Origin of the sequence: Paraburkholderia caffeinilytica, from assembly GCF_051027425.1 — a bacterium.
Classification (GTDB): domain Bacteria; phylum Pseudomonadota; class Gammaproteobacteria; order Burkholderiales; family Burkholderiaceae; genus Paraburkholderia; species Paraburkholderia caffeinilytica_A.
This window is the reverse complement of sequence record NZ_CP186553.1, coordinates 210,251-232,139: the sequence shown is the minus strand read 5'-3', so window position 1 is coordinate 232,139 and position 21,889 is coordinate 210,251. Positions and strand designations below refer to the sequence as shown.

Annotated in this window: 26 protein-coding genes and 2 pseudogenes; 10 read left to right on the top strand and 18 right to left on the bottom strand. The window is 57.2% G+C overall.

Translation table 11 applies throughout. The annotated features are described in order from the left end of the window. Positions 1-86 precede the first annotated feature (86 nt). Positions 87-248, top strand: a pseudogene (locus ACOSV0_RS21585) (ATP-binding protein); the annotation flags it as partial. A gap of 318 nt (positions 249-566) precedes the next feature. Further along, positions 567-1,424 (top strand): hypothetical protein, encoded by an 858-nt coding sequence (locus ACOSV0_RS21580; RefSeq protein WP_434113407.1) that lies wholly within the window; start codon positions 567-569, stop codon positions 1,422-1,424. Positions 1,425-1,426: 2 nt separating this feature from the next. On the opposite strand, the gene ACOSV0_RS21575 is transcribed toward ACOSV0_RS21580, so the two are convergent. From ACOSV0_RS21575 to ACOSV0_RS21555, 5 genes are all read right to left on the bottom strand, one after another. Further along, positions 1,427-1,789, bottom strand: coding sequence for a hypothetical protein (locus ACOSV0_RS21575; protein WP_434113406.1), 363 nt, complete (start codon positions 1,787-1,789; stop codon positions 1,427-1,429). Positions 1,790-1,878: 89 nt separating this feature from the next. Then, on the bottom strand, positions 1,879-3,477 hold the full coding sequence (gene tnpC / locus ACOSV0_RS21570) for an IS66 family transposase (protein ID WP_434113404.1): 1,599 nt from the start codon (positions 3,475-3,477) through the stop codon (positions 1,879-1,881). Between the two features lie 51 nt (positions 3,478-3,528). Next, entirely contained in the window at positions 3,529-3,888 is a 360-nt protein-coding gene (tnpB, locus tag ACOSV0_RS21565) for an IS66 family insertion sequence element accessory protein TnpB (RefSeq protein WP_429253750.1), read from the bottom strand. Beyond that, a complete protein-coding gene (gene tnpA / locus ACOSV0_RS21560; RefSeq protein WP_434113401.1) occupies positions 3,873-4,268 on the bottom strand; it encodes an IS66-like element accessory protein TnpA in 396 nt (131 codons plus the stop codon). The genes tnpB and tnpA overlap by 16 nt, the downstream gene beginning before the upstream one ends. Before the next feature lie 1,094 nt (positions 4,269-5,362). Further along, positions 5,363-5,788 (bottom strand): KTSC domain-containing protein, encoded by a 426-nt coding sequence (locus ACOSV0_RS21555; protein WP_434113400.1) that lies wholly within the window; start codon positions 5,786-5,788, stop codon positions 5,363-5,365. A 68-nt stretch (positions 5,789-5,856) separates the two neighbouring features. On the opposite strand from ACOSV0_RS21555, the gene ACOSV0_RS21550 reads away from it, so the two are divergent. Next, entirely contained in the window at positions 5,857-6,177 is a 321-nt protein-coding gene (locus ACOSV0_RS21550) for a hypothetical protein (protein WP_434113398.1), read from the top strand. Positions 6,178-6,628: 451 nt separating this feature from the next. Then, positions 6,629-7,516, top strand: a complete 888-nt coding sequence (locus tag ACOSV0_RS21545) for a DUF1835 domain-containing protein (RefSeq protein ID WP_434113396.1) — start codon at positions 6,629-6,631, stop codon at positions 7,514-7,516. Positions 7,517-7,797: 281 nt separating this feature from the next. Here the strand turns inward: ACOSV0_RS21545 and ACOSV0_RS21540 are convergent, their stop codons facing one another. From ACOSV0_RS21540 to ACOSV0_RS21520, 5 genes and pseudogenes are all read right to left on the bottom strand, one after another. Next, complete coding sequence (locus ACOSV0_RS21540; protein WP_434113394.1) at positions 7,798-8,196, bottom strand: hypothetical protein; 399 nt, start codon at positions 8,194-8,196, stop codon at positions 7,798-7,800. Between the two features lie 207 nt (positions 8,197-8,403). Then, on the bottom strand, positions 8,404-8,667 hold the full coding sequence (locus ACOSV0_RS21535; protein ID WP_434113393.1) for a PAAR domain-containing protein: 264 nt from the start codon (positions 8,665-8,667) through the stop codon (positions 8,404-8,406). Between the two features lie 13 nt (positions 8,668-8,680). Beyond that, positions 8,681-9,152, bottom strand: a pseudogene (locus ACOSV0_RS21530) (hypothetical protein). Further along, positions 9,131-9,535 (bottom strand): type VI secretion system Vgr family protein, encoded by a 405-nt coding sequence (locus ACOSV0_RS21525; RefSeq protein ID WP_434113391.1) that lies wholly within the window; start codon positions 9,533-9,535, stop codon positions 9,131-9,133. The pseudogene ACOSV0_RS21530 and the gene ACOSV0_RS21525 overlap by 22 nt, the downstream one beginning before the upstream one ends. A gap of 513 nt (positions 9,536-10,048) precedes the next feature. Then, complete coding sequence (locus tag ACOSV0_RS21520) at positions 10,049-10,504, bottom strand: contractile injection system protein, VgrG/Pvc8 family (RefSeq protein ID WP_434113390.1); 456 nt, start codon at positions 10,502-10,504, stop codon at positions 10,049-10,051. Positions 10,505-11,348: 844 nt separating this feature from the next. Here ACOSV0_RS21520 and ACOSV0_RS21515 point away from each other — a divergent pair. Beyond that, complete coding sequence (locus tag ACOSV0_RS21515; protein ID WP_434113388.1) at positions 11,349-11,627, top strand: hypothetical protein; 279 nt, start codon at positions 11,349-11,351, stop codon at positions 11,625-11,627. A 214-nt stretch (positions 11,628-11,841) separates the two neighbouring features. On the opposite strand, the gene ACOSV0_RS21510 is transcribed toward ACOSV0_RS21515, so the two are convergent. The 3 genes from ACOSV0_RS21510 to ACOSV0_RS21500 form a co-directional block, all read right to left on the bottom strand. Then, positions 11,842-11,991: a hypothetical protein gene (locus tag ACOSV0_RS21510; protein ID WP_434113386.1), complete on the bottom strand. Its 150-nt coding sequence runs from the start codon at positions 11,989-11,991 to the stop codon at positions 11,842-11,844. A gap of 248 nt (positions 11,992-12,239) precedes the next feature. Then, on the bottom strand, positions 12,240-12,590 hold the full coding sequence (locus ACOSV0_RS21505) for a hypothetical protein (RefSeq protein WP_434113385.1): 351 nt from the start codon (positions 12,588-12,590) through the stop codon (positions 12,240-12,242). Positions 12,591-13,294: 704 nt separating this feature from the next. After that, positions 13,295-13,753 (bottom strand): plasmid pRiA4b ORF-3 family protein, encoded by a 459-nt coding sequence (locus ACOSV0_RS21500; protein ID WP_434113384.1) that lies wholly within the window; start codon positions 13,751-13,753, stop codon positions 13,295-13,297. 439 nt (positions 13,754-14,192) lie between these two features. Between ACOSV0_RS21500 and ACOSV0_RS21495 the strand changes: the two genes are divergently transcribed. The 3 genes from ACOSV0_RS21495 (at position 14,193) to ACOSV0_RS21485 (ending at position 15,655) form a co-directional block, all read left to right on the top strand. Beyond that, positions 14,193-14,336: a DNA-binding protein gene (locus tag ACOSV0_RS21495; protein WP_434113382.1), complete on the top strand. Its 144-nt coding sequence runs from the start codon at positions 14,193-14,195 to the stop codon at positions 14,334-14,336. Between the two features lie 90 nt (positions 14,337-14,426). Next, positions 14,427-15,026 (top strand): hypothetical protein, encoded by a 600-nt coding sequence (locus tag ACOSV0_RS21490; protein WP_434113380.1) that lies wholly within the window; start codon positions 14,427-14,429, stop codon positions 15,024-15,026. A gap of 275 nt (positions 15,027-15,301) precedes the next feature. Then, positions 15,302-15,655, top strand: a complete 354-nt coding sequence (locus ACOSV0_RS21485; RefSeq protein ID WP_434113378.1) for a carbohydrate-binding protein — start codon at positions 15,302-15,304, stop codon at positions 15,653-15,655. A gap of 779 nt (positions 15,656-16,434) precedes the next feature. Here ACOSV0_RS21485 and ACOSV0_RS21480 read toward each other — a convergent pair. Continuing rightward, positions 16,435-16,926: a VF_A0006 family four-cysteine protein gene (locus ACOSV0_RS21480; protein ID WP_434113376.1), complete on the bottom strand. Its 492-nt coding sequence runs from the start codon at positions 16,924-16,926 to the stop codon at positions 16,435-16,437. Between the two features lie 704 nt (positions 16,927-17,630). On the opposite strand from ACOSV0_RS21480, the gene ACOSV0_RS21475 reads away from it, so the two are divergent. After that, positions 17,631-17,771, top strand: a complete 141-nt coding sequence (locus tag ACOSV0_RS21475; RefSeq protein WP_434113375.1) for a hypothetical protein — start codon at positions 17,631-17,633, stop codon at positions 17,769-17,771. Between the two features lie 88 nt (positions 17,772-17,859). Continuing rightward, positions 17,860-18,372: a hypothetical protein gene (locus tag ACOSV0_RS21470; protein ID WP_434113373.1), complete on the top strand. Its 513-nt coding sequence runs from the start codon at positions 17,860-17,862 to the stop codon at positions 18,370-18,372. A 1,367-nt stretch (positions 18,373-19,739) separates the two neighbouring features. Here the strand turns inward: ACOSV0_RS21470 and ACOSV0_RS21465 are convergent. From ACOSV0_RS21465 to ACOSV0_RS21450, 4 genes are read right to left on the bottom strand one after another with little or no spacing between them, the layout of a single operon-like run. Further along, entirely contained in the window at positions 19,740-20,315 is a 576-nt protein-coding gene (locus tag ACOSV0_RS21465; RefSeq protein WP_434113371.1) for a hypothetical protein, read from the bottom strand. A 55-nt stretch (positions 20,316-20,370) separates the two neighbouring features. Continuing rightward, positions 20,371-21,246, bottom strand: coding sequence for an HAD domain-containing protein (locus tag ACOSV0_RS21460; RefSeq protein ID WP_434113369.1), 876 nt, complete (start codon positions 21,244-21,246; stop codon positions 20,371-20,373). Between the two features lie 53 nt (positions 21,247-21,299). Beyond that, complete coding sequence (locus tag ACOSV0_RS21455; RefSeq protein ID WP_434113367.1) at positions 21,300-21,629, bottom strand: hypothetical protein; 330 nt, start codon at positions 21,627-21,629, stop codon at positions 21,300-21,302. 33 nt (positions 21,630-21,662) lie between these two features. Continuing rightward, complete coding sequence (locus tag ACOSV0_RS21450; protein WP_434113365.1) at positions 21,663-21,872, bottom strand: BPSL0761 family protein; 210 nt, start codon at positions 21,870-21,872, stop codon at positions 21,663-21,665. Positions 21,873-21,889: the final 17 nt, after the last annotated feature.

Genomic DNA, 21,889 nt, shown 5'->3' with positions numbered 1-21,889 from the left:
AATGTGCTAGGTTCCTGCAAATCTCACAACACCATTTCCGCTTCAAAGCTCCGTCGCACGAGGCCCTCCGGGTTATTCAAGGCGAACTCATTACCAGCCAGTTGCCAATCGAACACTGGCACGCGTGGCTGCAGGACCCAACACTCGCCGACACTATTCTCGACCGTCTCGTACATCAGGCACACAAGCTTCCATTGAAGGCGGAATCAATGCGCAAGAAGAACAAACCCGACGAGACCGTAACCTGATTCCGAACACTCACGGCTACGATCGATGCACTACGCCGCACTGCCCTCCGGCCTGTTCGGCGTCGCCGAAACGCCCGTTCGCCATCCCCGAAATCCGCAGTAAGATCGTTGGTTATGCAGCATCGCCACAAGATGCCGATACATAGCCCAATCAGGGTACAGTTAATACCGATGATTCGCGCTGAGGTGCATATTACAATGCACAAGACGCGCTCTTGATTCAACCCTATATTCCCACACCCACAGGGGCGCAGCTAGATTTGACGTGACACGCATGCTAGTTCATAGTTTCAGTCTAATTTTTGCGAGCCACGGACGATGACGACGATCTATGAGTTGATGTACATGCCGGGGCAAGAGCTCTCGGAACAGACGTTTTCACCGATGCGGATGAAAGACAACTCGCACGCTGCATGGCGCGAGTTTCGAGCCATGATCGACTTTTATCGACACGGGGAGCACCGCGGTCGTCGCTCAGGCATCTTCTCGCCGAAATTCGGACTAAAGACCAAAGTACCGGCCGGTGACTTCGTCGCTTTCTGTGAGTCTAATGCGACGGCCGATGTCTGTCTGATTAACCCATTCCCGCAAATTGCGTACTATTCGTACAACGTCTGGATGCAGGGCGAGATCAATCATCCCGGCCTCACCGAGCGCGCGCAGGACTTACTCAACGAATGCGGCATCAGATGGGATCTGGCGCGTGTACCACGCCACGATGCGCGCGTATTGTGCTATTCAAATTTCTGGGTCGGTAATGAGGCATTCTGGGAACGATATGTCGGTGCCGTGCTCAACCGGATAGCTCTGCATATCGAGAGCAACCCGCATAGCACCGCTGTGATCGCGGTGATGGGTGAAACGTGGCACACAGATGCCGCGCCATTCCTCCCGTTCATCATCGAACGCCTATTTAGCACGTTCCTGTCGCTCGAACCGTCAATCCATGTCGCGGTATATCCTTTGCCAGACGTTGCAACGTACTGCCTGACCGATTATGAGCGAGAGCTGGTGACCGGGATCGCGCCGATCATCGATGCGGCTGACGAAACATCGCACTTTACGCCTGACCTTGTGAAGATTCAGCATCTACTTTGCAGTCTCGGCGTGCGGTATGCGCGCGAGCATTTCGCATCAAACGTGCATCCCCATACCGGCAACACTGTTCAGACTTAAGCTCACCAGCGATATCCCAGATATAGCATGTGCGCGCCGTTGATCCCGCGGGGTACACCATTCCCTGTTCCGGCGAAGTGCGGCGGCGCATAGAGGTAGCTGTAGCCAAGCGAGAATGCACCCTTGGACACCGAGAGTCCGGCCACAGCACCCTGATGGGGCACGATCCGGGGCAACACCTGCCCAGTGCTACCAGCTGGACCGAACACGCCATTCTCGTTGGCGATGTAGGTCGAGCGCCACAGGCCAAAGTAGATCGCGGGACCTGCCGACGCACCGACCTCCCAGTCATTTCCGATGTTCCAGAACGCCTCGGCCGCCAGACTCACGGAGTGCGTGATGCCGCTCAAGATGAATGTGCGCATCTGACCGCAGTCATCTTGTTGTAACCGTCCGACCACTACCGTTCTTGACAGCATGTTGATATCGAACAGTTGAACGCAGCGCGTTGAGTTCAGGCGACGTCGTGGTGAAGCTGATCGGCGACGACCCATGGCAACAGCTCGTCGACGCGATTGACGGGATGCTCGGCGATGCGAGCGATGACGTGGCGCAGGTAGGCCTCGGGATCAAGGCCATTCAGTTTGGCGGTACCAACCAGGGTGTAGATAGCGGCGCCGCGTTCGCCGCCACTGTCGGAACCGAAGTGCAGGAAGTTTTTTCTGCCGAGAGCGACGGCACGTAAAGCGCGTTCGGCTGCGTTGTTATCGATTTCCACGGCGCCGTCATCGACGTACAGCGTGAGCGCTGCCCACTGATTCAGCGCGTAGTTGATGGCTTTGGCGGTATCGCCTTTCTGCGACACCGTACCCAATGTCGAGCGCAGCCAGATCTCGAAGGCATCGAGCAGCGGACGCGCCTGCTCCTGCCTGACACGTCTTCGTTCGTCCGGTGGCTTGCCGCGAATCGCGGCCTCAATTGCGTACAGCTCGCCGATCCGGCGCAACGCTTCAGTGTTAACCTCGTTCCTGCGTGCGACGAACAGATCGTGGAATTTGCGACGCGCGTGCGCCATGCATGCAGCCTCGCGCACATCATCACCTTCGTAGATCGCGTTGTACCCCGCGAACGCATCGGCCTGCAACGTTCCCCTGAAGTCCTTCAGGTGGGTCTGTGGATATTCACCAGCCCGTGTGGGACTGTATGCGAACCAAACCGCTGGCGCGTCCTTCGAGCCAGCCGGCCGGTCATCCCGAACGTACGTCCAGAGCCGTGCGGTACGGGTCTTGCCATTGCCGGGTTCGAGCACAGGTACCGGCGTGTCATCCGCGTGAATCTTCGAGGCGGCCATCACATACCGGCGAACGACCTCTACGAGTGGCCGGAGCAACGCACTGCTCTGGCCGACCCAGTCCGCGAGTGTCGAACGGCTGAGTTCCACGCCGTCGCGCGCATAGATCACTGACTGTCGGTATAAGGGAAGGTGGTCACAGAATTTGGCGACCAGAACATGCGCGAGCAACCCGGGACCGGGCATGCCGCGATCGATTGGCCGATTGGGCGCAGCCGCCTGCACGATGCAGTCGCAACAGGTACAGGCCTTCTTGAGTCGGCGGTGACGAATCACTCGCCAATTCCCCGGCACATACTCGAGTTGCTCGGAAACGTCCTCGCCGAGGTCGCCAAGTTCGCCGCCGCATTGCGGACAGCACGTGTCCTCGGGCTGATGTACAACCTCCTCACGATGCAGATGTTCCGGCAGTGGCTTGCGCCCCGTCGACTTGCCGGCCTCAGAGCGGGGCCTTGCTGGTGCGTCGACCGTCGCCGCCCCATCGTCGGCCTGCAGATCTTCGAGACGCAATTCCAGTTGCTCGATCTGGCGATCAATCTTCTCCGACTTGCGCCCGAACTGCATGCGCTGGAGTTTCGCGATCCACAGCTTCAGGTGCTCGATCTCGAGTGCCCGGTCGGAGAGTGTCTTCTGGAGCGTCGTTACAGTGTCGCGCAGATCCGTAAGCTCGCCTTCGCGCTCACGTAACGCAGTCTCACGCGCGAGCAGGAGAGCCTTCAAGGCCTCGATATCGTCTGGAAACGTAGCGTCGCTGGATGCCATGCAGGGAGTTTACGCGTGTGCATTGCGCTACGCCTGCGTTGTCACATACGTTTACAAAGCGCTGCAGGGGCGCGCTGCATCGACAGGCTGTCGCCAGTCGAATCCTTCCAGTAGGAGGCCGAGTTGAGCGCTGGTCAGCGAAACAACACCACCGTCAGCACGAGGCCACGCAAAGCGCCCACGCTCCAGGCGTTTGGCGAACAGGCACAGACCACCGTCGCGCCAGTACAGGCACTTGATGAGGTCGCCACGTTTGCCCCTGAACACGAAGATGTGACCAGAGAATGGATCCTTCGCCAGCACGGTCTGCACCTTCGCGGCCAGGCCGTCGAAGCCACATCGCATATCCGTAAATCCGGCGGCAACCCAGATGCGTGTGTTTGCGAGCGGACCAATCATCGGCTCAGGCACTGGATCACCACGCGCAGCGTGTCGGGATTGACGCTCCCTTCAACGTGTATCTCGCCTCGTGGCAACTGGATGCGTATCTTGCCGGGCGCCGGTGCCGAAGGCGTAGATGCTGCCGGTTCGGCCACGCCGCTGTCACCGGTCTCATTCACGGTAACCGGCAGCAACGCGCATTCGCGACCGTTCACGCCAAGTCGTCCATCCAGATACTGCTTGCGCCAGTCGAACAGTTGATTCGCGTTCAATTCGTGACTGCGTGCAATCTCCGCCACCGAACGTCCACTGGATAACGTCTCTTCGACGATCTGGCGTTTCTCGTCTACGTTACGCCGGCGATACTTCCGGGCGGCTTTGACTTCGGAGAATTCAGTCACTGTGTCCATGATTCCTTTGTGGACACAGTCACATTTGTGCCCCGGGAAAGCATGGCTTCGCCTTCATCAGGCGTCTATACGGTCGGGGTCGGACGGTTACATCTTGTTGGCCTGATCGCGTACAATAAACGGTGCGCGGCGCTTCGTCATGTCAAATCGCTAAATCAGTTCCTGTGTAAGCGTGGCCAGATCGCGCCCGCCTTGCATCGATCGCCATTGCATCCGTTTCCATCCCAGTCTTGCGGATGGTGGCTCGTTGGTCAGGGCTCATCGTGCGCAATGGCTGCCACTCGAATCTGATCTCCGGATCAAATTCGCCGAACTTCGATAACTGAACCAGATTCAGCACCATTTGACACGAATGGTGTATAGATTTCCTGGTTGGCCGACAAGAGGTTTGGCCGGGATACGTAAATATTCGCAGCTTCTGATATTTACGATTACCCTCAACGGGAAATTAGGCAAATCGCCATACAGACAACGGCGCCACCGCCATTTTTCAGGCGGGATCGCACGAGACGTGATACTTCCCAATTATGTTCAGTTTCGCTATCCAACAAAAACAGTGGCTTACATCTGGAATTTTTCAAAGCCAAGTTTGGTTTTAGTGCTATTTTACGGCACCTACAGCCGCAAACTTGACAACTATGTTTGGTTTCAAGCCCGCAACAAGGCCATGCATGAGGAAGAAGCAAGGGTAACTTTGACGACTTGGAGTTCCCGCAATCGCAGCCCGTGTAAGCGCCTCGTTTCGGGCGTACCCATTTCCACACAAAGACGCGACATGATGCGAGCCTGCCGTGGACATGGCGTTAGATCGTGTTCGAGTGGCGCGCAGTCTACCGTAGGGGGCGGCTTGGACAACCCGTATCAACACCATTATTTCTGTTCGGCTTCGCCGAAATACGCACTTTGCTCGTCCGTCTGTCGCAAACGATTATCCATTCGGGATGCTAAAACTATCGCTTACGATGGTTCGACTGCGGCTCCGACCACGAGCGAGAACGCGCGCCAGCGCACGTGGCGAGTCTGAAGGATGTGATCGAACCGTTCGCAAGTCAACTCGCACGACGGTATGGCGAACCATGAACGGTATTCAGGTGTCAGCGGGACGCGGTATCGCGCTCCGGATTTCCGACACCCAGCAGCGTGTAGCGGTCTTCGATGTCCCGCCTGAAAACCTCATCGGGTGTGGTCGACTCGACGAGTCGCGCATAGACGTGCTGGGGAACCTTGTTGTACCAAGCGAGAGTGCCGTTGGCAAACCCGATTTCGAGAACCTGGCCCTGATGCCGCAGGGCCACTTCGCTGACACGCTTCCCGTTAAGCCGGATCATCGGCGGCTCGACCTTCTGCTCAGGCAACGTGCCGTCGTCGCGCGAGGCCCCACCGCCAGCCGGGGGACGAGTCCAGTGTTCTGGCGGAAGGCCCATTTCCATGGCGGCTGAATCGGCGAATCCTTCGACGATGGCTCGGCCTGCGCGGCACAGAAAGGAAAAGAGCCAGTCGAGCAGGCGGGCAAAAATCATGATCATCTCCAGAAAATATTTAACCGTATTTAAAACTTTACGCGGCAATCTGTCATCGGAGAATAGTCTTGGTCGTCGAGGCTGACCTGAACGCGCGGGAGTTCCTGACCGAGATCAGCGCGCTGTCGCTGCAACTGCAGCGCGAGGCGCAGCGGAGAATCCTGTCGTGCTGGATTCACACAAACCACTTGCGTCGTCTGGCCGTCCAGACACGCGACCAAGTGCTCAAGCTGCAAAGGTTTCGCGCGTTTTTCAGTCGTGGGATGCAATGTGGCGATGCCCTTGAGGACCTTGCGCACGTATGGTGCATTGGTCGGGTCTGGAAACCCCTGATCCCGGTGCCACTGCGCGAACGCCGCGAGTCGCGTGCGCAACGTGTTCACGTCTAGCGTCTGTGCGTAGTCGGCGAGATGCTGCGCGATCGCATCAGCGCTCGAAATGCCGGATCACCCACTGGTAGCTGCGCCGGATGTTCTCACGCGTGGCGACTTCAATGTAACGGTCGATACCGATCACGGGAGAAAAACAGGGCGGATTGTGTTCAGTTTTGCACTTGACACGCCACTTAATTCAGGAAATCAGAATGTATGAATGAATTCTCGTCGACGGCCTAACGTTTCCGGGCATCGAGGCCCTGTGTTTCAGGGTATTCCACTCGACGGAGCCATCGCAAACGCTTTCCAGCGCGCAGCGATAGACATGGGAAAACTCTTGCTTGCGACGCGTGTCGTAGAAATGTTGCCGTGAGCTGAACTAAACTTGATTCGCCCGTCCATTACTTCGGAGGGCGTATAAGGCCATCTTTAATAGCGTCGCCAGCAAGAGGTATGACCGGGCTTCGTGAATATCCGAAGTCAAGATATTCACGAAGCGCGCTCGGCCCTCTACCACTCCGGACGAACCTTGCGCGGCAATCAGATAGGCGGAACCGATCAAATGAACTCCATACGTCATATTTGTCAGGGCGGAACTGCTGCTGAGCTGGTAAGAACGGTGGTAGGCGAAAATGTGATTGAAATTCGGGACGATTGTGCGATCGGACCCTTGACTGATGTTGATTCGTCTTCGACTGACGCACGCGTTGCTTTCTGGACCGAGCTTTTCGCTTTGGACGAGGAAATGCGATCAATGGACTGGTACGCCGAATTTTGCGTTGTTAACGAGGCTCTTGCGGATCTGGGGCGGGAAACGACCGAGGTCGTTATCTGGGCTGGATCACATCCAATTGAACAGACAATGCGTCGCCGCGTCCATTGGTGGCTGAAGGATTCTCCCGTGTTGATAACAGAAGTGCTGGTAGGCACTGAGGATGTGGCGAACCCGGATTGTTATATCCACGCCCCGATTGCGCGCGTTTCTATCGAGCGACTGCACGAATGCTTCGAAAGGCGATCATCATCAACGATTGAAGAGCGCAGGGAACTGGCGGCCGAATGGGCTGTGCTGCGGGAGATCGGATGCGGTGTCAGGGTATGGGAAGACGGACGTCTGTCTGAACGCCAGATTGACCACTATGATGCGAGCTTGCTGTCGCTTGTGGAAACCGAACCCGTCAGATTTGTGAAGGTTCTTGGCCAAGCCATAGCCGAAACGGGACGAGGCGACGCATTTTGCAAATGGCGCCTTGCAACGCTCCTCCAGGCGGGGGAAATATCATTGGTGCACGGCCGTTTCCACGACTGGCGTTCGGCAAGCGTGCGCCGAAGCAAGACCACGATACATCAATGATGTTTGCATGGATACCACCATGATACCGTCAGTTGCAGATAATGTGAGCACGCGGCAATGGAATGCAGGCATGGTGGTTTCGTTTGCAAGTCACTGCAAATGGTCAGTCTTTACTCCCTTGTAGTACTTTGACACTCCTTTCGTCAAACGCCCCCGTCAATATCAGCCGTTCGTCTGAAGGGCGTCTTTGTCTTTGCACAGAAACGCGCTTTTTTAGCCGCAGCAATACAGAGGTCCGCCCTGGCTTCAGGCGCTGAACGTCGCTCACCCGAGAGCAATTGTTACCGGTCCCGATTCTTCGTCACGTACCAAGCGAAGCACGCAGCCAGTTGCACAGGAATGCCTGATACATTTTTTAAAGCCCAGTTTCTGATCTCATCTTCCTCGTTGGGCCAGGCCATACCCGCCCATATGGTGAGGTAGCGACTCGAGAGCGGATCATCCGAATAGAAAAGAAATCCGCTTTCCGAGACTGGTGTACTCACATAAATGATGCTCCATTGGTCGAGGCGGAAAGAGCGCAGTACCTCAACGGACGGTACGCGCAGCAGCTGTCTGGTGATCGCAGGTGCAAGCACGGCCTTGCGGGCGGCGGTGATGTCACGATTCACGCTGTCGCAGGGTGCCGCGAGACAGGTTGAACAGATCAGTGCCATGGTGGCAAAAAGCATCCGGTACATGAATTACCCTGCAGTTAGCAGCTCGGTTCGCGCGCACGTCGGTAGCGGAGGCGATGGGCTCCGCGATGATGTCGGACGATTCACTGTTCGCCATCTTTGCGGGCTGCGTATGGGTGAAGAATTTCGCGCGTCCGGTGTAAGTCGACGTAGCGACCGATCCCGTTGACGGAGGAAGAACAACGCAGGTTGCGCTCCGGCAGCACGGGATCACTTGATGCACGAAGTAAGTATCGTCGAGATCAGCGTCGCGCCACATGAGGTTCGGTGGCCGTTGAGCGCGACGGCGCGTCCCTCGGTGTGCAGGTACGGGTGACCCTCGACGATCACGCATTCCTCGTGCCCGGGTATCGGGCACGTGCAGCGATCGCCCACGCGCGCGACACCGCGATCCATGACCTTTGATAGTTCGCTGCCCGTGACCACTACACCACCGTGACTTGTTTTATCGCCCACGCGGATAACGCCTTGCATTGTGCTGCTCCATTCAGATAAAAAATATCGATTCCTGGCAGAGTCCAGCTCCGCCTGCCTTTCGCCAGCAGGGTAAACGGTCCTTCCAGTGCACTGCCTGCCCAGCCAGCTTCGCGGCATCGGGCGGACTCACCATCATGATGCTCGCGGTGCCGTCCGGACTGCGACTGACCGTTGCGCTAGCCCCGCCGTCGAAGTAGCTACCAATCATGCTCAGTCCGAGCTGGCCCATCTGCGAACTGACACCGGCATTGCCGATCCGGTAACCAATGTCGTAGCCTTCGCGGACATCGCTCAGCTCCAGACCGGCTGCATTGCCCATCAGCGCTTGGGTAAGCGATCACCCATTCGCAATTACCGATGGTGTCGTAGAAGATCCGCTGGGGCTTTTCTCCTTCGGGCAGCGTCGCCAGTGCCTGCTCCCAGCCTGTCTTCAGTGGTCGCCCGTTTTCATCGGTGAGCCTCACCTCGACCGGACGGTGCATGTAACGGTCGAACTGCCAAGTCGTCCAGCGCACCCGCATGTACAGCGACGGCGTGAAGTGCCCCGGACCCTTGTTGCTGATCGTCTTCCAGAATGCGGGGGCCACAGCCGCCCTGTTGCGAGCGAAGGTCGTGAGAGCATCATGCCGATCGCTGCACGCACCACCGCGATGCCATCGGTGCGCAGTTCAGCCCCTTCGCCGCGCTTTTCTCCGTGTCCATCGGCGCTCGGATGCGTCAGAAAACCCAGATTCAGCTCGCTCGCTGCGTGATCGCTCGCGAGCTGATCCGCCCGGCGAGTCGTCAAAGCGCAACTGGTCCCCGCGCAGGCACCTGACCCCCTTCGTCTTCTTGTCAGACAGAGACCGGTTGACGGGCAACTCACCTGTATGACCGAAGGTCGCGGGCTTCTTCGGATCGCCGCGGACGAAATCCAGAATGACCTCCATTCCGGCCTGGGGCAGTGAACTGTCACCTTAGTCCAGCTCAGCCCAGACACTGCTCACACGTACGAATGCACTGTCGGCGTCGGTGCCCTGTGTACCCACCCCCTAGGCATACGTGTGACCGCCCGAATCCAGCACCTAAAGCTGGACCTTGATACAGCCGTTTCATCGCAATACGCATCTTCGTTTTTTGAGCCGACCACAATGGCGGTCAGCAGGTGAACCCGCGGCAGATCGACTCGCGGGTTGTAGGCGGGTCTGAGCGCCACACCGCGCTTTACGCACGTGAATGTGTTTTCGTAATGGCATGCAGCGGCATCGTCAGTAATCGCGCTCCCAAGCTGATGCTGCCGGAACCGCGCCCACGCGCGTTCGCTGAATGCCTTCGGCAGACTGTTCTCGCCGATATGGTGCAGGCGGGTCACGAAAAACTGCCCGTCCTGCGGCGACTGTCAGTCGAGCTCAGGGTAATCACTCAATCCAAACCAGTGGCCGACCGCGAGATCCCGTACGCTGCCGGCGCCATCAATACGCGCGGCGTTCATCTCGTGCGCAACTATGCGCGCACGGGAGAGGCGTTGATAGTCTGCCCACGAATCGCCCGCGCGTGCATGCGTGACATCCCATTGATCGGATGCAGCGCGCCCCGGTCGGTGACCAGTTGTACGCCAACTGGCCGGCCGATAAAGGCCGCGAGCGGCAAACCCGCGCGCGATGATAGGCACGTGGCCTTCGATACCGGTACACAGGCCCCCGTTGACGTCGAGCCGTTGCGAGATCAGCACCCACCCGAGCGTGTGGTGGGAACGGTGGACATCGCCAACGCCACCCCAGTTCAGGCGAAAGGGTCGACTGGCCTCACTCCGCGTTAGTAGAGCAAACGCACCCGGCAGATCGTTGGGATTCACTGGTTATCGGTTCCCTCTGAGACACAACGAAAACACCCGCTCCCAAATCGTCGGATAGTGGTCTACTATTTATAGCGCAACCCGACCAGCAGGGAAATGGGATTTGTCTGAGATTACCTGCGAACTGATTTCGCGCAAGGCGATTGCCTCACCAATCGCACCTCGCATACTGCGGCCGATGCGAAGCACACAAAAAAACCTCATCCACTCGTCAGAATGAATGAGGCCAAAGTCGTGTCTACACAAGGGGCGCGTAGAGTCCTCCGGTGCCTGCCATGTCAGCCATAACCCGGCACACACCGTGTCCCGTGTCCCAACAGGAAGTCAAAGACCTACGCTGGGCGCAAGGATAGTCCGACGCATGAACCTGGACAATGCGCATCGCGACTGTGCCTGTCGCAGATCAAGATAATGGCCTGATATGGGCATTCCGTACAAAAAAAGGCCGCATCAGCTTGTGACTGATACGACCCAGATCTCACCGTGAAAGAAAATCATGATGCAAGTGTGAAGCGTACGCTGCCCAAAGGCCTTCCAAGCGTGGCCCAGCATTGCGCAAGGCCGGGCGACAACGCTCCACACCGGACAATCTATTCGTGAGCAGGCGAAACCGCAACCGGTGTCGCCGTACCTGACGCAATTCAACTACGCGCATCTGCCGGTCCGGTGATTGCAGCACGCGAAGCATTCGTGGAGACGAGTCCGGCAGGTGATCCGATAGGATGACGAAGTGGATCTGAATGAGCAGTCGATGCACTAAATCCATGACGCGGCCGACCTGTCTGGATGGTGAGCAACTGCTCCATCAAGGGGATGGCGACCGGCCGACACAGGGCGGAGTGCAATGGTGACAGGAAGCAAAGCGGGCAAAGTGTCGGATTTTCTGCAATCGGCAGGACCGGTCTCGCTATCGCGATCAGCAACGAATGCGGTCGCTGTCAGCCAACATCGTATCGCCTTCGATTCGGTGCTGCTGCCGATCCTGTCCGGGCGCTATCAGCGCGAGGGCAATCAACAGGCACTGGCCATGCTCGCGAAGATCTCAGCCGTCGCCAAGCAAAGCAAAGCAAAGCAAAGCAAAGCATCCATTTTCCCGGACACGACACGTTTCGCGGCAATCTGAACCTCATAGATCCCGAAGTCCTGCTAGCCGACCTCGGCATCCTCTGACGCATTGTAAATTTAAAGCATTCTCAAAAGTATTAGGCTTTGGTTGTGGAGCCCCAGAGAGGCGCAAATAGATGGGGCGAACTAGGTGGCGATCGGGGCAAGCGAAGCGCAACGCGGCAAGGTCATGCGATCATTGTCGCGCTGCGCTAACGGCCAGATAAATTCCTTTATCCGATAATGCCTTCCACGCCTGCAAAAGCTGCTCCCAGAATGTTATCAGCCGCTGCGCGGACTGTGCCGAGCACACTGTCAAGACCGTCGAAAGTGTCGACATAAGCACTGGCGACTCCGCTGCAAACGCCGATCAGCAGCATCAAGGCTAATGCCTTATGGATTTTTCATGTCAAACCCTTGCAACAATGTTGTGTTGAGTAGCTGGTTTGACATCACTCTGTATTCCGAAGCGGAGTAATGCCGCATCTGTCAGAATGATCTAGGATGTCTTGTGCGCTCGCGGTAGTCCTGAATAGAGTCTAGGGCCCTCTGTGTAGCGAATCAGCCAACCCCATTCTGTATCCGGCAGTTGCCGTCAGGAACCTGCACGCCGACACACGGTGGCCATCCATCAGCTTGCCGATACAACCGAGCAGATGACACGACCGTTTTCGATGAGCTGGATACGCGCGGGAGGCGCCTTCAATTTCGGGATAGCCACGAGCAGGCTGTTTGTGACCAAGAAACCTGCGGTCGCTAACGGTGCCCGATACTGGTAATCCACGCTCAGAATGCCTTCGTGTAACGTCACGCGGCGAACGTCCTGCGAGCGTGCATCGCCAGTGGCTGCCGGCGTGACGCGTGCAACCAGCAGGATCTGCTGACGCTCAAAGAATGCATCCGGAGGGGCAAATCGTTGCTGCGGCCGGAACATCACAGGCGCCGGGTGCATGATGGCCTGCCATTCGGACGGCGTGCGCATCAGTTCGCACCTGACGGGTTGCCTTGAGTCGTCCCAGTAACTGACGAAGGAATGGTATTGCGAGGGATCAAGCCGTTCAAATGGAACAGTCTGGCTAGCCCCTCCTGCATCCCAGCTACGGATCGACGCAGAGTGCCCCGCGAACCCGTGGACGCACGCGCCCAGCATCAGGAGGAGTGAGGTAAGCGCGAGGCCGATTGATTTTCCGATAAGGGTCATGCCTGTCCGGTCGTTTCTGAGGTTGGAGACTGATGCGCTGTGCGTGTTATCGCGACAGCAGTGTCGATGCGCGTCACAACACGGCTGCGACCGGCCCCGCGACGTGTAGACGTTGCCGGTCAGGGTGACGTGTCTGTACGGCATTCTCGCCGCCGCTATGAAGGCCGCTGCCTTGCCCGGTTCGCTGGGTGAGCAGGACACGACGCTTCCACCCATCGGGCGAGCCCTGTTGGGTAGTCGTAAGGATTCCTATGGTCACGAACAGGTGCAACCCTGCCGGAAGCGGATCAGTAAGGATTCTGGTGGCGGGTCATGTGCAGCACGTCGCACGCAAACACGGCGGGAATTTTCAGAACGCCGCACCACACATGCCCAGCGATAAGAATATCGCGTCGGCAAGCCCGAGGGAATGGGAAAATTCTGGCACCCGGATGATGTCTGCGGACTGACTCATCCAGCATTGAGGGTATTGAGCAACCGCTCATTCACCTCTGCGCGTTCGAATGTCCGGGGATCGAAGGTCCACCGAGCCGGTTGATCAGCTCATCGCGACGGTGGCTACGTCGATCCGCAAGCGTTCGGAGCATATCTGCATAACCCCATGGCCCGCCGCAATCTTCTGGTGGACAGGCATTGTTACCGGACACGCAGCGTGGATATCGGATCTTTGCCCTTGCGGCCAGTGCTTTTTCGATCATCATCGCATGTTCCCAGTTGTCGCCGAAGTCGCACACATACTGCAGCGTGTCGCCTAGCTGGCATATCGCCGAGAGTGTTGCCGCGAAGTTGTACCGTCCTCCGAAAGCGAAATCGTCCCGGAAGGCGTAAAGGTGAGCCTGCTGCCAGCCCATGGTGATCTGAATGATCTCATGCAGGTGTGACAGGGTGACCGAAGCGTATGTATCGATACGACGCCAGACCGCTGGTTTCACATGCAATAGCACGATTCTGATCCGCCAGATTGGCGTGGCGTGTTGTCATCGCTTTCAGTCGATGCCGAACAGCGCGCGGCCCCCGCCACGCGCCTCGTCCTTCGGTGTTGCCTTAAATGCTTAAATGCATTTCGCCGTTTCAGTTGTCGGTTAAGTATGGTCTCACTCGCGTAACCAGCATTCGCAGTTTACCCATGGTTCGGCGCCGTGTCGGCAGGCAGGAGGCTGCACCTTGACCCAGATCAAAACAAAGCAACCTCTGGGCGAGAAACAGGCCGATTTGCGCGGATCTGTACCGCCATTGTGCCGTTGAGCGTGTCGACGACGGTCTCCCATTCGATAAACGGCCATTGTCCAATGGGAGAAACGCGTGACGTCGGGTCGCATTGATGCCGTCGGGCGGTACGCAGATACATAGCACGTACCACAGGACGACATTCGCAGGAGAACCATGGCGCGCGACGCACTGATTGCGCAAGGGCAGCACCCGTCGCTCGACGCGATACGTATCGCACTCGGCAATACAGGCTCAAGAACGACCATTCATCGTTATCTGAAAGGAACTGGCAGTTCAACTTGCCGCACGCTTGCATGAGGAAGTGCAGGCAGTGATCGAGGCACAGGTGGCCGATGCCCTGTGCAGCAGCACTAGGCTCATGCAGAGATCGCAAGCTTAACCAGCGACTTGGCAACGTTGCGCGCGCAACTGGATGACGCCAATGCCGCCGTCGCAAGCGAGCAGCCCGCACATGCACAAACGCAGAGCGTATTACAGCAGCAGCACGATCCTGATGTCGAGCGCCTCATGCAGCAAGTGCGCGATCTGACTGCGCGACTCTCCGAACACGACGGCTTGCGTCGTTCGATCGAGGAAAAACTGCAGCATTCGCACGAGGCGCTCGAGCACTACCGCACCGCCGCCTGGGAGCAGCGCGAACACGAAACACGCCGGCATGGGCAGCAGGTCCAGCACGAGCAGGCTGAACTGCGCCAGGTGAAGCAGACGCTGGTCGTCCGGCAGAACGAAATCACCCGGTTGAACAGGGACAACGCGCGACTCATCGCCGAAACCGGCGTCGCGACCAGGTATCTACGTGAGCAGCAGGCGCACAGCGAGCAGTTGCAGAATGCGTTGAACCAGGCGCTTGCCGACCACGCTCGCGCCGGGTACGATGCACTGCAAACAACGGCGAGGACTCAGGCGACTGAACTGACGCAGATGCGCGAGACACGTGAATCGCTGAGCGCAGCTCTGGTGAAGCTCACGGTGCAGTTCGACGCGTAGCAACAGTTTAGGGACTATCGCATCGTCTTCGAGCGCGAGCGCTTCCGCAAGCCAGAACCAATACCCGAGAACGGCGAAATCGCCGTTGCAAAATCCAGCAAAAAACCGCATCCTTGAGGCCGTTCGAATCCGCGCTTGACTCCAGTTCCAACTGGCGCCATGACGATGATCCGCGACACCGTTTTAGGGGCGCCCAGTTTTTTGACTACCGGAATTCTTCAATTATTCAAACAATATGACCGCCAATCGGGGAAACCTTTACGAGGTCAACGAAAATGAAAAGAAGAATGACGAGTGTGGTTCTGAAGCCCACCCTGCTTGCTGCATCCGTTCTACTGTTAATCGGCGCATCGTACAGGAATGCACAGGCCTATCCAGCATGGGGGCCCGATACCGACTACTCCGCTGGGACAATCGTCACCTATAACGGCCAGAACTATCAGGCAATCCTGAATCAGACCGATTATTCGAGTTCCGGCTGGAATCCAACGATGTCAAGTCTATGGACACCGGTCGGAGCGAGTTCAAGCGGCGGCGGCACGTCCACAACATCGCCTCCCACATCGACCGGTTTGTCCGGCAGTTGCCCTGCCAACTGGTGTGCGAGCACGGCCTATACTGAGGTATGAACGGGATATTATACTCGCCGCGGATTCTTCACCTCAGCTTCGATTCTCATGCAGGCGTCGTATGCCTCCTCCATGAGAAGATCTCGCTGCTTCCCTTGCCAATCATCGAAGGAAATGAGGGATGCCATCATTAGGCAACGGCGGGTGAAGTCGTCTTCCGACATAGCGAACGTGGGCGTTGACTCATTGATGTCCATATATAACTCCATTACTTGATCGATCAAGCGCAGTCTTTCAAGACCTCATGGCTTGGTTGATTGGGCATATTTAACTCCTTCCATGATGTGAAGGTAGCCTGGAAACGCGGATTGCTCCAAAATCTAGATAGCAGAGCTTGACGATACGCGAAAGCACAGCACTGCCCATGAAAGCTATCACATTCACGAGCAATGTGGGAAGTTGGTTCTATCTCAATAGTCAAGTCCGAACAATCCCAGGCGCCTTATGAAGCAAGGCTTTGCGATCTAAATGATGTTGAGGGAATTGCAGGAGGCAGGCATATTATTGAAATTTCCCAAAATCATGATGAAGCGCCACGCGCGGGCCAACTACTACCCCAACAACCTCAAGAGTGCTCAAAGCGCCCCTCGATCTCGACCATCGCCGCTTGCGGTGCATCCTCATAGCGTGTGGCAGTACAGCCTCCCGCGCAAACTAAGGCACACGACTGATTGGTCAACTCAAGTGCGATGCGCCGTCCCCGAAGGTACAGGGACAAATCCACTTTCGGCGTGAGAACATGCGCGATACGATATGCATCATCAGTAATCCGAAAAGGCTCATATCTGATTCTGGCGCCGACATGCTCGCAGAATCTCCCGAACGGCAAATCCGTCTCCCACACCCTGCAGGTTCTGCAGAACGCGCACATGATACGACTTTTCGCGAGGCAAGAGCAGCGCACGACTTCTATAAAGCGCTTCGCACGAGCGCCTGATCGCGTCAGACGCCATGCCGTTCTGGCTGCTCCTCAGCGATTGCAGGATACATTGATCGTAGCTCGGGTTGTCGGTGCCGAACGCCAGTGGCGAGACCAGCGTAATCAAGAGAAGCCGATAGACAAGGTTGCGCATGGATTCTGGGTGAAACGTAGATGGGTAACCAGACAATCCTTCATTTACACGAAACTTCATGTGAGAGGCCCTGCCCTCAAACGGCACGAAGTTAAGTGCGCTTGCGAACAGGGTATGAGCACGGGTGAACAAGTACGAGGTTTGAGGCTGATGGTAAAAGTGAAACCGACGTTGTTCGGGTTCGAGCATTGATCGCATTGATTTCATCCTCGGTCGGAGCAGTCGGTGCGCGACACCCGCCCCATACTTGCAGGCACACCGGGCGAGGATCATCGGGATACGATGCCTCCCAAGAGACCTCCAAGGAATCGCCTGATGGGAATTCCAAGACGAGGGAGTCTGCGACAAGCGGGACCAGATTGCCCGACGCGTCCAGAATATATGCCTTGATCCGCTTCGGATCGACCATATTTGCCACCAGTGGAAATAGGGATCGTGGTTACTGCCAAGCTGCTAGCAATTTCCAAGGCCATAAGCTATTCGACCATGTCTGGATCCCACTGGATATGGGAATCACCTCAAGTACAGCAGGAGTCCGAACGGCGCGCGTCAAGGTAGTTGCCACCTCATTCATGCAACCAAAGGCCGTTCCTGCGTGGCCGGCAAGCTGGGGGCGTTTGACGAAAGTAGCGGTTTTTTGCAAAAAACCGCACACGGACTATGAACTGCGCCTCGTCTATTTATTGTTAGAAGGCGCGGTGGCTTCTGGCAGCGTAGCTGAGTCCCCTCTGGTGCGTCTGGCAACTGTCGGATAGCCTGCACGAAAGATTAGCTCTGGTCGCGGTCAGTCGCACCTTTTGGTGAGCGTTTGTTGCTTCCCGCTGGAAAGATTTGTCTTGCATATGGCGTGACCGGGTCGGAGTCACCGCGCACATCGTGATACCCGAATCTGGAGGCTCATCGTGTCGCAGAAGCTACCTATGCTGGATCCGGTTGCCGCGTTCGTGGACGTCGGCAGCGAACACAAGCATGTTTCCATGGGCGGCAACAAGTCGGAAGTGTTCGGTGCCGTTACGTCACAGCCACACGCGTTGCGCGACTGACTGCTCGCACAAGGCGTACATTCGGTAACGACGGAAGCGACCGGCGTTTACTGGTTACAAGTTGTACGGTGTACTGGAAAGCGCAGCCTTGGAAGTCCGCATGGTCAATGGCAGGCAGACGCGCAATCTCCCAGGCAGGAAGACCGACATGGCCGATAGCCAGTGGGGAGCGACGCCGCACATGCACGGCCTCCTGCGCGCCGGATTCGTGCCGCCGACCGATATTCGCCAGCTACAGGACTACCTGCGCTTGCGCGCCGATCATGTAGGATCTGCGGCCGCCCGTGTGCAATTGATGCAAAAAGCCTTCGACCGCATGAATATCAAACTGCACGATGTCATATCCTCACTAACCGGTGTAAGCGGCCTGGCTGTGGCGCGTGTAATTGTCGCCGACGAGCGCCCCCCTGGGGTGCTGGTGGCGTTTTGCGACATCCAGTCCGTCGAAAAAAGGAACAGGCCGTCATCGAATCCCTACGTGGCACCTAGGCCGACGAGCACATCTTCGCGCCAAGCCAAGCATTGCAATCCTGAGACACTACCAGAAACTCATCGCCGATTGCGACAAGCGCATCACTGCGGCACTGGCATCACACGATGAGACACAGCCGCCGCTGCCTAGGCCCACCAAACAGACTGGCGTCAACGCCCTGGAAATTTCCTGGCTGCGCGAGATACTCGCACGGATGTGCGGTGGAGCCGATCTGACTAAGTTGCCCGCACTGTCCCAGTACGGCGTGCGACAACTTATCGGTGAAGTGGGCACCGATCTAAGCGTCTGGCCAACTGAAAAACACTTCACGTCCTTGGCGGGACTGGCCCCAGGCAGTGACGATATCAATAGTCCAGTAACCGGGCACCTCAACCCAAGGCGCTGTGCGGACGTGCTGACGTGTTCACCATCCGAACTCGGGCGGCTCGCCAAAACCCTTTTGCGCGATGCGCTTTTGAACAGCAGCGCGAGGGGAAGGCGAAAAGATAGCGCGATATGACGTCAAGCCGCGACGGCACGGTTGCTAGGGGCTAGCCAAGACTGAGGTCTGGTTTATCCAGAATGCCATCCATGAGCAGCGGGAGGTCGAGGTGTTCCGCTCAGGCGAAATCGCGATCGAAAACTGTGTGGCGCGAGCCGGATGTGGCAAGAGGTGGAGCCTGTCCGGAGATGATCGGAAAATTATCGAACGATTGCTGGCGCTAAACGATCGCTTCCTAGCGTCAATGCCGGCGCATAACCACCTGAACTCCTCAATAAACATCCCCTATTGCCCGGCGTTTACGGCGAGGTCACTTCCGAATGATTGCGACCACAAGAACGATGCCACCTATCAGTCCGACCACCAGGGCAATCCGGCCAACCCACAGCACGAAGCAATCGACATTTCTCTGCGAAGATGCAAACCGAAATAGCCATTTCATAATCGCCTCAGCCGGCTCGGACGTTGGATTCGAATAGCGAGTGCGGCCCTATAGGCCAGGTGGGTCTTTGTCTTCAGTCTGAGAATCGAGCCACGCTTTGGCAGCGAGCTTCCTATCCGCCGCATATTTCGCAACGGAAGCGTCGTCGATTTCGTAATCGCCGTTCTCAGTGGGAGTGCCGGTCAGAGCGCCACGCTCAACGAGAACCCGAACGTGCGGACGGCTTACGAAAAGGTACTTGGCTGCTTCCATAACGTTCATGTGCGCCTCATCGGTGTAGCATGTAGATGACGAATGCGACAGCGGACGCTATGCAAAGGACTGAGACGGTCCCGCCTAGCCAAATCGCGACGCGGTCAACGTTCTTCTGCGATGAGGCGAAGCGGAGGAGCCATTCTGAAAAAGGGTTGAGCCGCATCATCTTTTGTCTCGGTTGATTCGGATGCCGTATCGCTCGTCGTTACCGCGCATAAGAGTGCTTGGGTAGCGCGCCAGAGCAAAGTCCCGACCTTGACTTCCGCTGGAAATCGTCAGAAGCCACAGCGATTGCGTTCATTTGAAAATCTTGGGGGTCAGTATCACGAGAACGAGGACCACGGCGAGCAATGCGATGGCCCCGCCGAACCACTTCGCGACACCATCGATATTCTTCTGCGATGAAGCAAACCAGTCCCAAGCATAGACACAATCCATCGGCTCCGGGTCCTCGTCAATTAACGGGTGTGTCGAAAACGCGATACGTTTTTTGAACAGGCTTCGCGCAGGTTCCGGTATCTCCGGAAACCGCACATACGGGGTATTGCCAGAGGTGCGAACGGGAACTTCAAGTTGTTGGGGGCCAGGGGGCAACTCCTCCTTCCCTGTCAGCGCGACCGCAACTGCACGTGCTACCAGGTCCCATAGAGTCGAGGCGTAGCCTGGATAGTCGTGCAAGGAACCGCATATTTTCCCGTGCGGGTCCTCGCTCAGTTCGACCTTATAGTCTGCGAGGGAACCACTTTTAATTCGGCCAATCTTCGCCGTTGCCAATACCCGACTGCCGCTCTCGCGGCCGCCTGGCCATAATTCGACAGTTACTTTGAGCATCGACGCTGCCTCGGTCACATATTTCGGTTCAGGAATTTTCAAACCAGGAGCGCTATAGTTCGCGGATTCGACGTACCTAGCAAACTGGTTAGGAAAATTAGGTGTTACTGTCCTTGTGCACCTCGACAAGCCATTCCAGAATGCGTTGCTGTGCGCCTTTGTCACTGATGCCCAGCATCGAGTCCAGGAGCACGAAGTTTTGAGCCAGCTCACCAGGCTCCCGGCCAAAATGGTCGACGCCGTACACGGAATCATCGAGCGCCATCCAATGCTTCAAGCGCTTTCCGAACGCGTAGCAGATGATGATGTCGGTGCGGCCGGTGCCGTCTAGCAAATAGCTGAATCGGGGCTTCCTGCCTTGGGTGGTACCGACTACGCGTCGCGCCAGTTCCGCCGGCAGGTACGAAATCACCTTGTCCTCAGGCAGTTTCTGCAGCCACGACGTGGTCAGCACGATTTCTACGGACGGGTACGGTGCGAGCAAATCGACCAGAAGCTGGGCGAATTCGAATAGCGGCCGGCCAGTGTCCAGAGTAATCTGGCCAGCTTCATCGATGAGCCCGTGACCGGCGTGAAGTGTCCCGTCGTAATCGACGAATAGAATCGGCGTAGCCCTATCAAGTACAAGGCTCGTATTCGTGTTGCTCCTTGTGGCAGATGACCGGTTCATCGCAACGTCATACCAGTTAGCGCTATGGCCGACAGCCTGTAAAGCGTCTTCGGCGTCTCCCTTAGGCATCACCAGCATGGCAAGGCCAAACCCCGTCAGCACTTTGAACAGGCACTCGGTCCTGACCGATTTTCCATTCTCGATACGGATGAGTACGCCTGACGAGACACCAATCGAATCGGCGGCGTCGAGGACGTTGAGTTCGCAACTGATGCGCTTGTTCCGCAGGAGCCGTCCGAGCGTCTGCAGGTTGATCGCCAGTGGGTTGGGATTGGTGTCCGGCTGCGAAGAGGTGGCAGACATAGCGTCGACGTTTTCAGTGGCTAGTTCTCTGAGGCGTGCAGTCTCGGTAATTTTCACCAGCGCAGCACAGTTCGTAGACGCTGTGCGAGCCACGCCTGTTCGTCGGGCGATATCCAGCCCTTGCGCTCAACTGCCACCCGTGCACGTTCAAGTGTCTGGTCCGGCGAGTGCTGTGGGTGCGACGCCGCGTCTTTCCGAGCCACCGGAGCGAGCTGATTGACAAGGTCCTCGCAAATGAGCCAACGTTCGTACCGCTCCTCGTCCGTTTGCCCTACAACGTAGCACCCACCATGTAGCACGACGCCGAGTTTCGGCTGCATTCCTGACACCACTGCGGGCATCTTGTCGCGTGGAAAACCTTCGGGAACATCGTTGATTTCCATGTTCGCTCGCGTCTCACGATGGTCGTGCCGCCTTCATCCCCGGCCTCTCACCGGATGAGCCCAGATGCCCGGCAGCACCGAAGCGGACACGTCCAAATCTACGTCCAACGGAAAGTGCTTGAGCAGACCGGTCGCGACCGTTTGGACCTTGCCCGGGATCGTGACCTCGTCTGCTGCAGCGAGCATTCGCAAAAAGTCGCGCGTCTGCTCGACGGCTTTGGTGCGCTCGGTAGGTGTTGTCATTTCTGTCTTCCGGCAAG